Genomic DNA, 13,048 nt, shown 5'->3' with positions numbered 1-13,048 from the left:
ACGCGGGAATGACAGATAGATTAGCTATTAAAATGATATAGGAAGATAAACTCTCCGGTAAAGGCTGGTTTTGGATTGTCTTTGATCTCTAGCTTTACATTGAGCTGGCATTTGGTAATACCTCTTAAGTCCGCCAAGCTGCTGAGTTTTACTCTTAGGCGTACTTCAGAACCTACTAAAACGGGTTGGTTAAACTTGAGCTTCTCAATGCCATAGTTAATCATCATTTTGATGTTGTTGATTTCGGCAATTTGCTCCCATAAGTAGGGAAGGAGAGAAACCGTAAGGTAACCGTGAGCAATGGTTCCGCCAAAGGCACCTTCAGATTTTGCTTTCTCCTCATCAATGTGAATCCACTGATGGTCTATGGTAGCTTCGGCAAAGGCGTTTACTCTTTCCTGTTCTATCTTTAAATAATCAGAAACGCCTAATTCTTCACCGATATAGGCTTCAAACTCTTTGTGGCTGTTGATTACTACTTTTGACATACGCTAGTGTGATTGAGGAACGAAACTAAGTCAATTTAATGTCAAATCAAGCAAGAAATTAAAATTCTAAAGTCAGCTGCTGGCCTAATTTGGGCGATTCGTCTTGCTCCCCTTCAAAATTGCTCAATGTAATGCCAAGTAAACGAACGCCTTCGGTAAAGTTGTCCCAGTCTATCTGATCCATAATTTGAAAGGTGATTTCGAGAATTTCATCCAGACTATCTATTACGTGGTCATGCGTTTGGCTGCGGGTAATCTGCGTAAAATCGCTGAATTTGACCTTTACTGTAAGGGTTTTTCCCCATTTATTTGCGGCCTCTAGTCTTTTGTAAACAGTTCTGGCTATAGGGTCGAGCGCCATTTTCATATCGGCCAAATCGTGAAAGTCTTCTGAAAAGGTGTTTTCTGCTCCCAGAGATTTTCTGATTCGGTTGGGGTTTACGGGCCGGTTATCATTGCCTCTTACAATTTCATAGTAGAACCCACCGCTTTTGCCAAATGCCGAAGTGAGGCCTTCTTTGGTCCATTCCTTTAGTGTTTTTCCATCTACAATGCCCAGCCGTTTCATTTTTTCAGCAGTCACTTTCCCTACTCCAAAGAACTTTTCAATGGCTAGCTTTTCCAGAAATAGTTCCACTTTCTCTGGTCCCACCAAGGTAATGCCATCGGGTTTGTTGTAGTCGCTGGCAATTTTTGCAATGAATTTATTGATGGAAATTCCAGCCGAAGCCGTAAGACCAGTAGTTTCTTTAATACGCTTTTTGATGTCTTTAGCAATGAGGGTGGCCGATTCAATGCCTTTCTTGTTGTGGGTTACATCTAGAAAAGCCTCGTCTAGAGAGAGTGGCTCAATCAGATCGGTGTATTCGGCAAAAATGGCTCTAATCTGACCCGAAACTTCTTTGTATCGCTCAAAACGGGGCTTCACGAAAATAATCTGAGGGCACTTTCTGTAGGCTGTTGATGAAGGCATGGCCGAACGGACGCCATACTTCCTGGCCTCATAACTTGCGGCAGCTACCACGCCTCTTTCTCGGCTTCCGCCAACAGCAACGGGTTTGCCTTTCAACTCAGGGTTATCTCTTTGCTCAACTGAGGCAAAGAAGGCATCCATGTCTACATGAATGATTTTACGAAAGGATTCTGAGGCTTTTTTCACTGAGATGCCGAATTTAGCACTGAATTATTAAACTTTGTCTATTCCTTTAGGTTCTGTTTTCAGCACATGAAAAAGTCGAAAAAATTATTCGTTATCGTTGCCATACTTTTTGTGTTAGCCACTTTGGTTGTAGGCTACGATATTTCCAGAAGAACTTCTTTTCCTGGTTCTAAAAAGCTTTTGAAAGAGTCAATCGCGCCAACGGAAGAAAAGTCTGACAGTGTTAAAGTGGATAATGAGCAAGATAAATTACCGAATCAGTGAGTAAGAAAGAGTCAGGAAAAAAGGTTGATGTAGATAAAATCGATCTAGAAAGAATGGGGGAGATGACCACTGAAAACCCCGGTATCATTCCTTTTCCTCATACGGTTGGAGGCGCTATGATTAAGCCTGAAGACAAAGGCAAAATCAAAGGGAGAGCTATTTCTGCCATGTATGATCAGACGGAAATGGACATGAAGCAGATTTATGAGCAGATGCAGTTCTTGGCCGAACAGGCTAAAACTATTCAGAATAGAGTGTCTGTTTCTGAGCGAATTTATCAGGCTAAAATGAGCTTCGACCCTATTATTAGTCGAGTGTACCACCTTTATCAAAAAAACGATGGTACAGATACGCTCTCATTAGTTGCTCCAGAAGAGTGGGGCAAGAGCTGTCCGTTTACCTTCGTGGCCACGGTTAAGCTTTTAGCCGACCATACCTGGGAGGTAATTAAAGAAGGCGATTTGGAATTATAAGCCTGAACTTGGCCGCAATCAGTGGCTTAATACCTCATCCAAATGTGGGAAAAAAAATGTCCTGCAATTGCAGGACTTGGTTAGTGTAATAAAAAAGTAGAGTCTTTTTTAGCCTACTCAAATTACGGAATTATCTATAACAACTCAAATAAGAAATTCGCAATTGGTTTTTTCTACAAGATCAATTCGTTTGCTCTGATTTTCAGTTGTTTAGTGTCTTTTATAATAGACGCTTCACCAAACATATCAACCTTTTTATCTATTTGGTTCAAGCAAAAAGACCGTTAATCTCTAAGTCTACTTTTTCTAGAATGTAGGCCTTGTCTTCTACATTATTCACAAAGTCGAGTTCGTTGACATCAATCACCAATAATTTTCCAAGATCGTAAGTGCCAATCCAGTCTTCGTAATGCGAATTAAGGTTTTTGAGGTATTCAATTCTGATTAGCTCTTCATAGTCTCTGCCACGCTTTTGAATATTGGCAACTAATTTCGGAATTCCAGCCCTTAGGTAGATGAGCAGGTCAGGTGGTTGTACGTGCCTTACCATAGAATTGAAGAGCTCTAAATAGTTGTTGTAGTCTCTTTCAGAGATAAAGTTCGACTTGAAAAGGTTAGCTGCGAAAATGTGACAGTCTTCATAAATAGTTCTGTCTTGAATGGTTCCTTTTTCGGCCTCTCTAATTTTAGCTACTTGGTTGAACCTGCTATTCAGAAAGTATACTTGTAGGTGGAAAGACCAACGGGTCATGTCTTCATAGAAGTCTTTCAGGTATGGGTTGTCATCAACCGATTCTAACTGAACATTCCAACCATAAGTTTTGCCCAACATTTTGGCTAATGTCGTTTTTCCAGACCCAATATTTCCAGCTATCGCAACGTGCATCGACTATTAAAATTTTTTCGGGTCGCAAGTTATTAAGAGTGGATGGAATAGGCATGTGATAAACGAAAAAAAGCCTGTATCGACAGACCTTTTTTACGAACACCCAATAAATATGAAGAGATATGAATTAAGCACTAATGTACAGGTGGAGTTTATCTAAAAAGTAAACCAAAGATTAATAAAGTGTTACGATATAATCAGAATGGTTTCTTTGCAATAGCTAGTTACGCTAGGAGCAAAATCTAAGACACTAGCACGACCATTCCCCCTTTTTCGAAAGTGATTTCCTAGAAAAAGGCATCTAACTCCCATTCAATAGAAATACCTTAAATGTACGGCCCTTCAACCTAGCAGAGTCCATTCGCCCTTTGTTGAAAATGGGGCTAGGAGAATTTGAACCAAACATATTTCATCTTCACTAAAATCCTTTGCCCTCCGAAGTCTCGGGGTGGGCATCTCCTTTTTAAAAGGAGGATTTATTCGTGCTAGATATGGTAGAATAGTCAAGGCGTTTAGAGGTATGCCTTTAGGTGCAAGAGATAATATGCGTTGTACCTAAAGGTATAGTAAGGCTTAAGGTTGTTTTCGGAGTAATGATGAAGTGTCCATAGCGGGACAGGCATTGGCTTTCCGTCAGTATTGCAGATTAGACGGAAAGGAGTATGATAAAATTGAGAGGATAAATTTTTATTACATTTTCATCCTGAGCGAAGCCAAGAGATCTGCTCAATGAACTCTTTTGGCTGATCTCTCCGTAAAGTCGAGATAAAAAAGAGTTGTGCTTAAGCATACTTTTAAAAACTAGCCCTAAAGGAGATTACCGCATTTAATCCTGGTGCGCTGATGCCAGAGGAGTAAGGTCTATAGTGAGTGTCTAGTATGTTTTCTAAGTTAAAATTGATGCTGTAATAGTCACTCAGTTTATAGGAGTTGTAGATGTTAATGGTATACCACGGAAGTACCCCATCTGCAGTATAAAGGTGTGGTTTGGCCTGTTCCGAAGGTGCTAAATCATTGAAAGCTATTCCACCATTAAACTTGATAAGAAAAGATGAAGTGAGTTTTCCTTGGGTCATACTCATACCTGCCTCTCCAAATATGGGAGGAACATGCCTGAGTGGCTCATTATTGATTTTGTCTTCACCTTTAGTATAGGTGATTGATGCATTCATAGATAAACCTTTCTGGATATTCCAATTACCGTACAAACTAACTCCCCAGATGTAAGCCTCACCAACATTTTGTTCAGCAAAAACATTACTTAAAACATCATCATATTCAATCTGACTTTGACCATTGAAAGTGAACGGCCTTCGAACTAAAGCATCTCTTAAGAATGAGAAGTAGTTTACAAAGTTAAAGCTGAATTTATCTTTGATACTTCTACTGATTCCATATTCCACATTGTAGCTGTATTCCGGCTTTGCTTCAGTATTAGGAACAACTACAGCACCTGGTTCGGAATCGAATACCTTGGCAACATCATCTACATTGGGTGCTCTAAAACCAGATGAAACCAATGTGTTGAATTTCCATCCGTTGCCTGGATTAAATACCAAGCCTAGGTTTCCCGTTAGGGCACCATTGCTCAGTTTAATTTCATTGTAAGGGAAGTTATATAAGGTATCATCTTCAAACTTCGATTTAAGTTTTGTGAAGGTATACCTTACACCTGAGTTTAGGATTAAACGGCTGCTAAGGTTGTTTTTTATGCTTAGATAAGCTGCTGCAGAACTGTAGTCCGAGCCTCCATCAGGATATCGGGTGCTTAATGCTCCAATTTCTTTGGTCATAATGTTTTCGGTGAAGGCAGAAAACTCCACCTTATTGGTAGCCATTTCTAAGCCATAGTACAGCTCGTTACTGAATCCTAGCGACTTGTAGGCATCAACATTTAGCGATAGGATATTCACCTTTTCCTTTCTGTTTCTTAGAATTTCAGATTGAAACCTTCTATCGTGTCGGCTTTCTTCTACAAACTGAATGGCTGTTGTCAGCCTTAGTCTGTCGAAAAATGTGTTTGGATAGGTGAAGTTGCTTTGAAAGGCATGCATTTGCCACAGTTGCGGTCCGTAGTACCATTCTGCATTTTTCAGAACGTTGTTTTCTTTTTCAATCAGTCGGTCGTATCTGTGAATGTCAGACGAACCGGAATAATGAAAGGAATAAGAGAAGTCCATAAATGAACCGAGTCTCCACTTGAATTTTTGCAAGACATTATATTGGTCGTAACCAGAAGGTCGCTGAATATTTGGCTTGTCGTTTTGAACAATAATGTCAGTATTGCCCTGCCGTTCAATGTATTCCAGCCTTTTACCGAAGTCGGGAAATTCATCGGTTCTTCTTGAGCCAGTTCTTAAATCGCTAAACTTGCGATAACTCACACTCGAAAAGCTTGAAAAGTTGGGCAAGCTAAATTCAATGTTATAGTTGCCCGAAATGGCACCGCTGGCTGAAGAATATCGACCAAACCCTCCTGATGAAATACCAAGGTATTCGGAGTCGGAAAAAGAGGGCTCTTTGGTGTGGAAATCCATCACTCCGCCCAAAGCATCGCTACCATAAACTACTGAGCTTGGCCCAAAAACTACTTCTGCCTTTTCAATACTAGCAGGGTCTAAGCTGATTATATTTTGAAGATTTCCACTCCTGTATACAGCATTGTTCATTCGAACGCCATCAATCACAATGAGCAAACCGTTAGCCGCAAAGCCTCTGATCATCGGACTGCCACCACCCAGTTGACTTTTCTGGACGAAAACCTGACTGTTAGAGCTTAACATATCTGCGGTGGTAGCGGGTTCGGCAAGCGCAATGTCTTCTTTTTCGAACTCAACAATTTGCTGTGGTATTTCCTCTTGATATTGTTCCCAGCGATTGGCAGAAACGACAACGCCATCCATCTCGGTAATATCTTCCTTGAGTTCAACCCTAAAGCCCATTCTGACAAGCTCTTTGTATTTGATGAGCGTTGCTCTGTAAGATGGGTGTCTGAAAATGAGTTCACCTTCGGTGGAAAAACCCTTCAGTTTAGCTCTCCCGGCTTTATCAGTGACTGCACCCTTGTCTGTTCCTCTTTCTTGAATGGTAACTAGCTCAATAGGTTTCTGTGTGGTTTTGTCAATCACCATTATGGTTTGAGCCTTGAGTGAGAAGGTCAAAATGAAGAGGGCAAAACCGATGGTAAATCGAATCATAAACTGAAACTGCGAATAAACAAAAAATGGTTTTGCATTTGATGAATTAAGGTCTTGCTTGCAACAAATATAGCTGATACCGCATGCCAATTGTAGAGTCTAAATACAAAGGTCCTCCTTTTTACTATTTCAATAAACACGCTGAAACCATTATTCCTAGCTTAATGCGTAAGGTTGATGTCAGTTATACCCGGGAACAAATAGACACACCAGATAATGATTTTCTAAATGTAGACTGGGTTAGAAATGGCCATAGAAGGTTATTGGTAATTTCTCATGGATTAGAAGGTGGCTCAGACAGACACTATGTCACGGCTTTGGCGAAGCTTTTTAGTAGCAACGGTTGGGATGTTGCAGCATGGAATAACCGAACCTGCAATGGTGAAATGAATAAGACAATTAAGCTCTATCACCATGCCGCTAGCTACGATATCAGAACGGTGGTAAATCATGCTTTAGAGACTCAAGGTTACGATGAAGTTTGTTTGGCCGGAATAAGTATGGGAGGTGGTCAGACATTGCGCTTCATGGGACAGGGAGAAGAATTCCCTTTACCAAAGCAGGTAAAGAAGGCCGTGGCTATTTCTGTGCCTTGCTATCTTCCGCATAGTGTAGAAACCCTTTATGATAAGTCGAACAAGCTCTATGAGCAACGTTTCCTAAAAAAGTTGATAGTCAAGATAAAGGCTAAGGCTCAGCAGTTTTCGGAGATCGATATTGAAGGGATTGATGATATCAGAAACTTAGAAGAGTTCGATAATCGTTATTCCGCTCCACTTAATGACTTTGAGAGTGCTAAGGCCTTTTATGAGTTTTGTAATCCTTATCCCTTTATGAAGAATATAGATAGACCTACACTCATCATCAATGCATTGAACGACCCGTTGTTGAAGGGCAAGTGCTATCCGTTTGAGCTCGCTGAAACCAATAGCAATATCTTCTTAGAAACACCCAAAAGGGGAGGTCATGTAGGTTTTGCTCTTTGGAATTCTGAATATACTTACAGTGAAAAAAGAGCTTTTGAGTTTTTGAATGAATCTTAGACTAGCTCTAGCTCTCTTAATTCTTCTTCTGAAAATAGCTTCGATTTGATGATAAACCTGATGCCCATCGGAATTTCTAACGAAAAACTAGAACCTCTGCCTTTGGTGACATCAACTGTAAGTTGAGTATGCTTCCAGTATTCAAATTGATCCCTCGACATGTAGAAGGGACAATCAGCAACTTCACCCAAAAGTATATCTGAATCATCTAGAAAGAGATCGCCTTCTGGAAAACACATAGGAGATGAGCCATCGCAACAACCCCCGCTTTGATGAAACATGAGAGAGCCATGCTGTTGCCGTAATTGGTCGACAACAGCAGCGGCTTCCATGGTTATTAAAACTCTCTGGACTGTCATTAGAAGAATCCTAATGCTTTTTTATCGTAAGATATTAGCATGTTCTTAGTCTGTCTGTAGTGAGAAAGCATCATTTTGTGGTTCTCTCTACCAATTCCAGACTTTTTGTAGCCTCCGAATGGTGCATGAGCAGGGTAATTATGATAACAGTTTACCCAAACTCTACCTGCTTTAATGCCTCTGGCAATTTGATATGCCTGATGCATGTCGCGAGTCCATAAACCTGCACCTAAACCATAAAGTGTATCATTGGCTATTTCGAGTGCTTCTGCTTCATCTTTAAAAGTGGTAACGCATACTACTGGTCCGAAGATCTCTTCTTGGAACACTCTCATTTTATTGTTGCCCTTCAGAATGGTTGGCTGAATGTAATATCCGCCCTCTAAGCCTTCGTTGTATGCTGCTGCTCCACCAGCCAACACTTCACAACCTTCCTCTTTTCCAATACTTATGTAGTTGAGAATCTTCTCATACTGGTCGTTTGAAGCTTGTGCTCCCATCATGGTATTTGGGTCGAGCGGGTGGCCGAGCTTAATCGCCTTTGTTCGTTCTACCACTCTTTCTATAAAGGCATCGAAAATGCTCTCCTGAACTAAAATTCTTGAAGGACAAGTACAAACTTCACCTTGATTTAGGGCGAACATTACGGCACCTTCCAAACACTTGTCGAAGAAGTCATCGTCAGCATCCATTACACTTTCAAAGAATACGTTAGGCGATTTCCCACCTAATTCCAGTGTAACTGGCTTAATGTTTTTGGCAGCATATTGCATGATCAACTGACCTGTGGTAGTTTCTCCTGTAAAGGCTACTTTTTCAACTCTTGGGCTAGAAGCTAAAGGTTTTCCAGCTTCAACTCCGAAACCGTTAACTACATTCACAACCCCTGGAGGAAGAATGTCTTCAATCATTTCCATCAGAATCATTATGCCCACAGGAGTTTGCTCTGCAGGTTTAATAACCACGCAATTGCCAGCAGCTAGAGCTGGAGCAAGTTTCCAAGTTGCCATTAATAGCGGGAAGTTCCATGGAATAATTTGGCCAACCACACCGAGCGGCTCCAGAATGTTGAGAGAAACCGTATTAGCATCTAGTTCACTTGCTGAGCCTTCTTCGGCACGAATTACCCCAGCAAAGTATCTGAAGTGATCAACTGCCAAAGGAAGATCGGCAGCTCTAGTTTCTCTAATAGCTTTTCCATTATCCCAGGTTTCAACCCTGGCCAAAGTCTCAAGATTCGCTTCAATTCTATCTGCTATTTTTAGCAGCATGTTGCTTCTTTCTGTAGCCGATGATACGTTGAAGGTTTTAGCAGCTTCCCATGCAGCGTCAAGCGCTAGTTCTACATCTTCTGCAGAAGACCTTGCTACCTTAGTAAAGGCATTGCCATCTACAGGAGAAATGCTCTCGAAGTATTCTCCATTGGTTGGTGCTACCCATTTACCTCCAATGAAATTATCGTACTGATCTTTGAATTTCGGTTTTTCAACCGCAGTAGCGGCTGTTGTTATTGCTTCACTCATAATTATCTATGTTTTGTTTAAAATTCATTTTAATGTTTTGAGAGTAGTGCTTTTTGTAAAATTATGTACCGCTGAAATCGTTTGCTTGATGGATTCTGCCAAAAAGATGAACAATCCTTGCATTGTCTGTCAGGCGACACTAAATTTTGATGATAATTCACTTTGGCTGAGTAATTTGATGTCAAAGGAATTGAGGTGCTATGGAGCTGTCAGACAAATTTTATAAAGACCGAAAACTTCAGACGTTAGTCGAAAATCAGACCACCTATACGGTTAACAGTGCAGAAATGCATGTTTTCGAAACTCACCAAGAAGCTGATAGAGTCTTGCTCCAATTCGATCAACCAGTTTTGGCAAGTATGTTAATGGGAAAGAAGGTGATGCACCTGAGAGACTATAGTGCATTCGATTTCCTGCCGGGCGAATCATTGATTTTGCCATCACAAGAAGTGATGTGTATTGATTTTCCTGAGGCGCAAATGAATAACCCTACCAAGTGCCTTGCCATGACCATTGATGAAGTTAGGATTAGAAAGGTAATTCAGGAAATGAATGAAGTGATGCCAAAGGCCGATGATGCAGAATGGCGCTTTACCGATTACAATTTCCACTTTACCAATGAAGTGGCGATTAACCAGATCATCAAAAAGCTGATGTTCCTTTTTACAGAGAATCATCCTGCAAAAGACTTGTTTGTAAACATGTCTTTAAAGGAATTGATCGTTCGAATTCTACAAACTGAAACCAGAAAGATCTATTCTGAGAAGGCCATTAGTATGAGTAGCAGCAATAGGCTGGCCTTTGTTGTAGCTTATATTAGAGAGAATTTGCATGAACCTTTGACCATTGAGGACCTCAGCGAAAAGGTCTGCATGAGCCCATCGCATTTTCACAGAGTATTCAAGAATGAAATGGGAATTTCTCCTGTTAACTTCATCAATAATGAGCGAATTAAGCTTGCAGAAAGTATGTTGAAAGACCCTCAGGTAAGAGTGAAGGAAGTGTATATGGCTTGTGGGTTCAACAGTCTTTCTTACTTTAATAGAATGTTCAAGCGCCAGAATAGCCTTTCTCCAAGGGCGTATAAAAATCAGTCGAATGGTTCTCTTCTTAATTAATCCTTCAACCTGAAAGTTGCTACTACTGGTAAATGATCGGAGACCCAAAGGCCATTATCTCTTTTATCGTCTAGGTGCGAATAGCTCAATACTTCTAGGTTTCTGCTAAAGATATAGTCTATTCTTCTTTCCAACTTCGAGTTTACATCGAATCCACTGAAAGTTCCGATTGGGCCGATAAGCTTACCTTTAGATTTCTCCAAGTCATCATCCATGTATTTGACAATGTTAGCGTATGGGTCAGTATCTGGAGTAACATTGAAATCACCAGTTAGAATAACTGCATCTCTTTTTCCAGTCATTTCTTTAATTTTATCAACAATAAGTTCAGCAGACTCAGCTCTTGCTTCTACACCTACATGATCGAAGTGAGTATTGAAATGCCAAAACCTGTTCCCGTCTTCCATTTCAAACTGAGCATAGGTGCAAACTCTTGGTAGAGCAGCATCCCATCCTTTAGAAACTTTGTCGGGAGTGGGAGATAGCCAGAAAGTTCCACTGGTAATTAGCTTTAAATCTTTCCTGTAGAAAATAGCGCTGTATTCGCCACCAGTTTTTCCATCATCTCTGCCAACACCAACATAGCTGTAGTTCTCCAAGTTGCTATCCAGATACTTCATCTGGTTTAAAACCGCTTCTTGAACACCGAATGAAATCAGATCATTGGCTTTTAATAGATCAACTGTGGCTTCTTTTCTATGGCCCCACCAGTTCTCATTGTCATGAGGATTGTTGAAACGAATGTTATAGCTAGCCACATTGATCTCTTGAGCGAAAAGGCTTAGTGGAAGGAGTAAAAGAACAGAAAGGTATAATCGATTAAATCTCATGCCGGCAAATAAAGGTTATCACTAGATAAACAGAAATACCTAGCATTAGTTAATTGTGAATTAAATACGTTTTAAAGCCAAGTCGCTTACCGTGTTGCCTATAGATAGTGAGGAAGTAGCAGCAGGGCTCGGTGCATTACAAACATTAATGGCTTGTTCTGACTCAAAGATGGCAAAATCATCGAGCAAACCACCGGTCCTGTCACAGGCTTGAGCTCTTACTCCAGCACCACCATCGACCAAGTCATTTTCCTGAATTTCGGGGATAAGTTTTTGAAGTGCTTTGGTAAAGGCTGCCTTTGAGAATGATCGATACATTTCTCCAAACCCTGTTCTCCAGTACTTCATAGCCACTTTTTGGAATCCTGGCCACATTAGAGACTCCATAAGTTCACCCAAATGAATCTGCGATTTCTTATAACCTTCTCTTCTGAATGCCAGTACTGCGTTAGGGCCAGCTTCGATACCTCCATTGATCATCCTCGTAAAATGTACTCCGAGAAACGGGAAGTTAGGATCAGGAACAGGGTAAATCAGGTGCTTTACTAAATATTCTTTTTCAGGTTTCAGCTTGAAGTATTCTCCCCGAAATGGGATGATTTTGAGGTCTACATCTTCAGATGTTTTCCTTGCAAGTTTATCCGAATAAAGTCCGCCACAATTAATTACTAAGTCGGCCTCAAGATTTTGTTTGTTAGTTTCAATGACTGAAATCTTATTGATTTCTTTAATGTCATTTACCTTTTCACCTAGAAAAATCTCACCTCCAAAGGCTCTTATTTTCTCAGCATATTTTTCTGCAACTGCCGTATAGTCAATTATTCCAGTGTAAGGCACTTTAATGGCCGCAATGCCATTAACATGTGGTTCAATCTCTTTCAGCTCTTCAATACTAAGCTTAGAGATCTGATCGAGTCCATTTTCTAAACCTCTATTATATAGGTTTTCAAGTAGTGGTTTTTGGAAGTCGTCTGTAGCTACTACAACCTTACCGCAAAGTTCGTAAGGTACTCCTTCTTCTTTGCAGAAGTTCAGGAGCATATCGTAACCGTTTATGCAATTCTTCGCCTTCAGGCTACCTGGTTTATAATATAGGCCTGAGTGTATTACTCCACTATTATTCCCAGTCTGATGCTTACAAATTACGGTCTCCTTTTCAACCAGAGCCAGTTTGAGTCCTGGCTTCTTTTTAAGCAATTGATAGGCAGTAGATAAGCCAACAATACCACCACCAATAACCACTACATTATATTTCATATTAGAATGGTAAGTCGTCAGAATCTTCGCTCAACCAATCTGGTTCATCATTGGCAGAGGGAGGAGGAGGTGTATTACCACCACCATTAGGAGCAGGTGCGGCAGTGCTTTCAGCATTTATTCTCCATGCTTGTAAGGTGTTGAAGTATCTGTCTTCTCCGTTCTTCGGGTCTGTCCATTTTCTTCCTTTTAGGTTGAAGCTGATGGTAACCTCTTGCCCAGTAGAGAAATTATCTAACATATCACATTTATCTTGAATGCATTCAAACTTCACATACTCAGGGTATTGAGGGTTTTCTGCAAACTCTACGACAAACTCTCTTTTTTTGAATGTGCCTGTTACTTGGTGTGTGGGAAATATCTTTTCAATCTTCGCTTTAATATCCATCAATTCAATTTTGCTTCAAAACAATTCAATTATACCAGAATACGCAAGCTAAGGGATGTGATT

At 40.5% G+C, this 13,048-nt stretch carries 13 protein-coding genes; 4 read left to right on the top strand and 9 right to left on the bottom strand.

Annotation, left to right across the window (positions count from 1 at the left end; all coding sequences use genetic code 11):
- Window positions 1-20: 20 nt before the first annotated feature.
- Together T7867_RS17020 and dinB are read right to left on the bottom strand one after the other, a co-directional pair.
- The gene (locus T7867_RS17020; protein WP_068221701.1) at window positions 21-488 is read right to left on the bottom strand and encodes a MaoC family dehydratase; all 468 of its coding nucleotides are present in this window, start codon (window positions 486-488) and stop codon (window positions 21-23) included.
- A gap of 58 nt (window positions 489-546) precedes the next feature.
- Window positions 547-1,647 carry a DNA polymerase IV gene (dinB, locus tag T7867_RS17015; RefSeq protein ID WP_322299585.1) on the bottom strand — a complete coding sequence of 367 codons (1,101 nt, stop codon included), beginning with the start codon at window positions 1,645-1,647 and terminating at the stop codon, window positions 547-549.
- A gap of 66 nt (window positions 1,648-1,713) precedes the next feature.
- Here dinB and T7867_RS17010 point away from each other — a divergent pair, with 66 nt between their 5' ends.
- Together T7867_RS17010 and T7867_RS17005 are read left to right on the top strand one after the other, a co-directional pair.
- A complete protein-coding gene (locus tag T7867_RS17010; RefSeq protein WP_322299584.1) occupies window positions 1,714-1,911 on the top strand; it encodes a hypothetical protein in 198 nt (65 codons plus the stop codon).
- On the top strand, window positions 1,908-2,384 hold the full coding sequence (locus T7867_RS17005; protein ID WP_288342727.1) for a DUF2452 domain-containing protein: 477 nt from the start codon (window positions 1,908-1,910) through the stop codon (window positions 2,382-2,384). The genes T7867_RS17010 and T7867_RS17005 overlap by 4 nt, the downstream gene beginning before the upstream one ends.
- A 268-nt stretch (window positions 2,385-2,652) precedes the next feature.
- Here T7867_RS17005 and T7867_RS17000 read toward each other — a convergent pair whose 3' ends face one another.
- Together T7867_RS17000 and T7867_RS16995 are read right to left on the bottom strand one after the other, a co-directional pair.
- The gene (locus T7867_RS17000) at window positions 2,653-3,270 is read right to left on the bottom strand and encodes a deoxynucleoside kinase (protein ID WP_068221708.1); all 618 of its coding nucleotides are present in this window, start codon (window positions 3,268-3,270) and stop codon (window positions 2,653-2,655) included.
- Between the two features lie 794 nt (window positions 3,271-4,064).
- Window positions 4,065-6,467 (bottom strand): TonB-dependent receptor, encoded by a 2,403-nt coding sequence (locus T7867_RS16995; protein WP_068221710.1) that lies wholly within the window; start codon window positions 6,465-6,467, stop codon window positions 4,065-4,067.
- A gap of 83 nt (window positions 6,468-6,550) precedes the next feature.
- On the opposite strand from T7867_RS16995, the gene T7867_RS16990 reads away from it, so the two are divergent.
- Complete coding sequence (locus tag T7867_RS16990) at window positions 6,551-7,510, top strand: YheT family hydrolase (protein ID WP_068221712.1); 960 nt, start codon at window positions 6,551-6,553, stop codon at window positions 7,508-7,510.
- Here the strand turns inward: T7867_RS16990 and T7867_RS16985 are convergent.
- The gene (locus T7867_RS16985) at window positions 7,507-7,869 is read right to left on the bottom strand and encodes a DUF779 domain-containing protein (RefSeq protein ID WP_068221714.1); all 363 of its coding nucleotides are present in this window, start codon (window positions 7,867-7,869) and stop codon (window positions 7,507-7,509) included. The two genes, T7867_RS16990 and T7867_RS16985, sit on opposite strands and share 4 nt — an antisense overlap.
- Entirely contained in the window at window positions 7,869-9,392 is a 1,524-nt protein-coding gene (locus T7867_RS16980; RefSeq protein WP_068221716.1) for an aldehyde dehydrogenase family protein, read from the bottom strand. Before T7867_RS16980 ends, T7867_RS16985 begins: the two co-directional genes overlap by 1 nt.
- Window positions 9,393-9,592: 200 nt before the next feature.
- Between T7867_RS16980 and T7867_RS16975 the strand changes: the two genes are divergently transcribed.
- Window positions 9,593-10,510, top strand: coding sequence for an AraC family transcriptional regulator (locus T7867_RS16975; RefSeq protein WP_068221718.1), 918 nt, complete (start codon window positions 9,593-9,595; stop codon window positions 10,508-10,510).
- Here the strand turns inward: T7867_RS16975 and T7867_RS16970 are convergent.
- Genes T7867_RS16970 through T7867_RS16960 form a run of 3 tightly spaced genes read right to left on the bottom strand, consistent with a single transcriptional unit; the run spans window position 10,507 to window position 12,985 of the window.
- Window positions 10,507-11,340, bottom strand: a complete 834-nt coding sequence (locus T7867_RS16970; protein ID WP_068221720.1) for an endonuclease/exonuclease/phosphatase family protein — start codon at window positions 11,338-11,340, stop codon at window positions 10,507-10,509. The genes T7867_RS16975 and T7867_RS16970 overlap by 4 nt on opposite strands.
- A 60-nt stretch (window positions 11,341-11,400) precedes the next feature.
- Complete coding sequence (lhgO, locus tag T7867_RS16965; RefSeq protein WP_068221722.1) at window positions 11,401-12,597, bottom strand: L-2-hydroxyglutarate oxidase; 1,197 nt, start codon at window positions 12,595-12,597, stop codon at window positions 11,401-11,403.
- 1 nt (window position 12,598) lies between these two features.
- On the bottom strand, window positions 12,599-12,985 hold the full coding sequence (locus T7867_RS16960; protein ID WP_068221724.1) for a DUF3127 domain-containing protein: 387 nt from the start codon (window positions 12,983-12,985) through the stop codon (window positions 12,599-12,601).
- Window positions 12,986-13,048 lie beyond the last annotated feature (63 nt).

Origin of the sequence: Roseivirga spongicola (assembly GCF_034376045.1) — a bacterium.
GTDB lineage: Bacteria > Bacteroidota > Bacteroidia > Cytophagales > Cyclobacteriaceae > Roseivirga > Roseivirga spongicola.
Note: the sequence above shows the minus strand (reverse complement) of the source record. Positions and strands in the feature narration are given on the sequence as shown.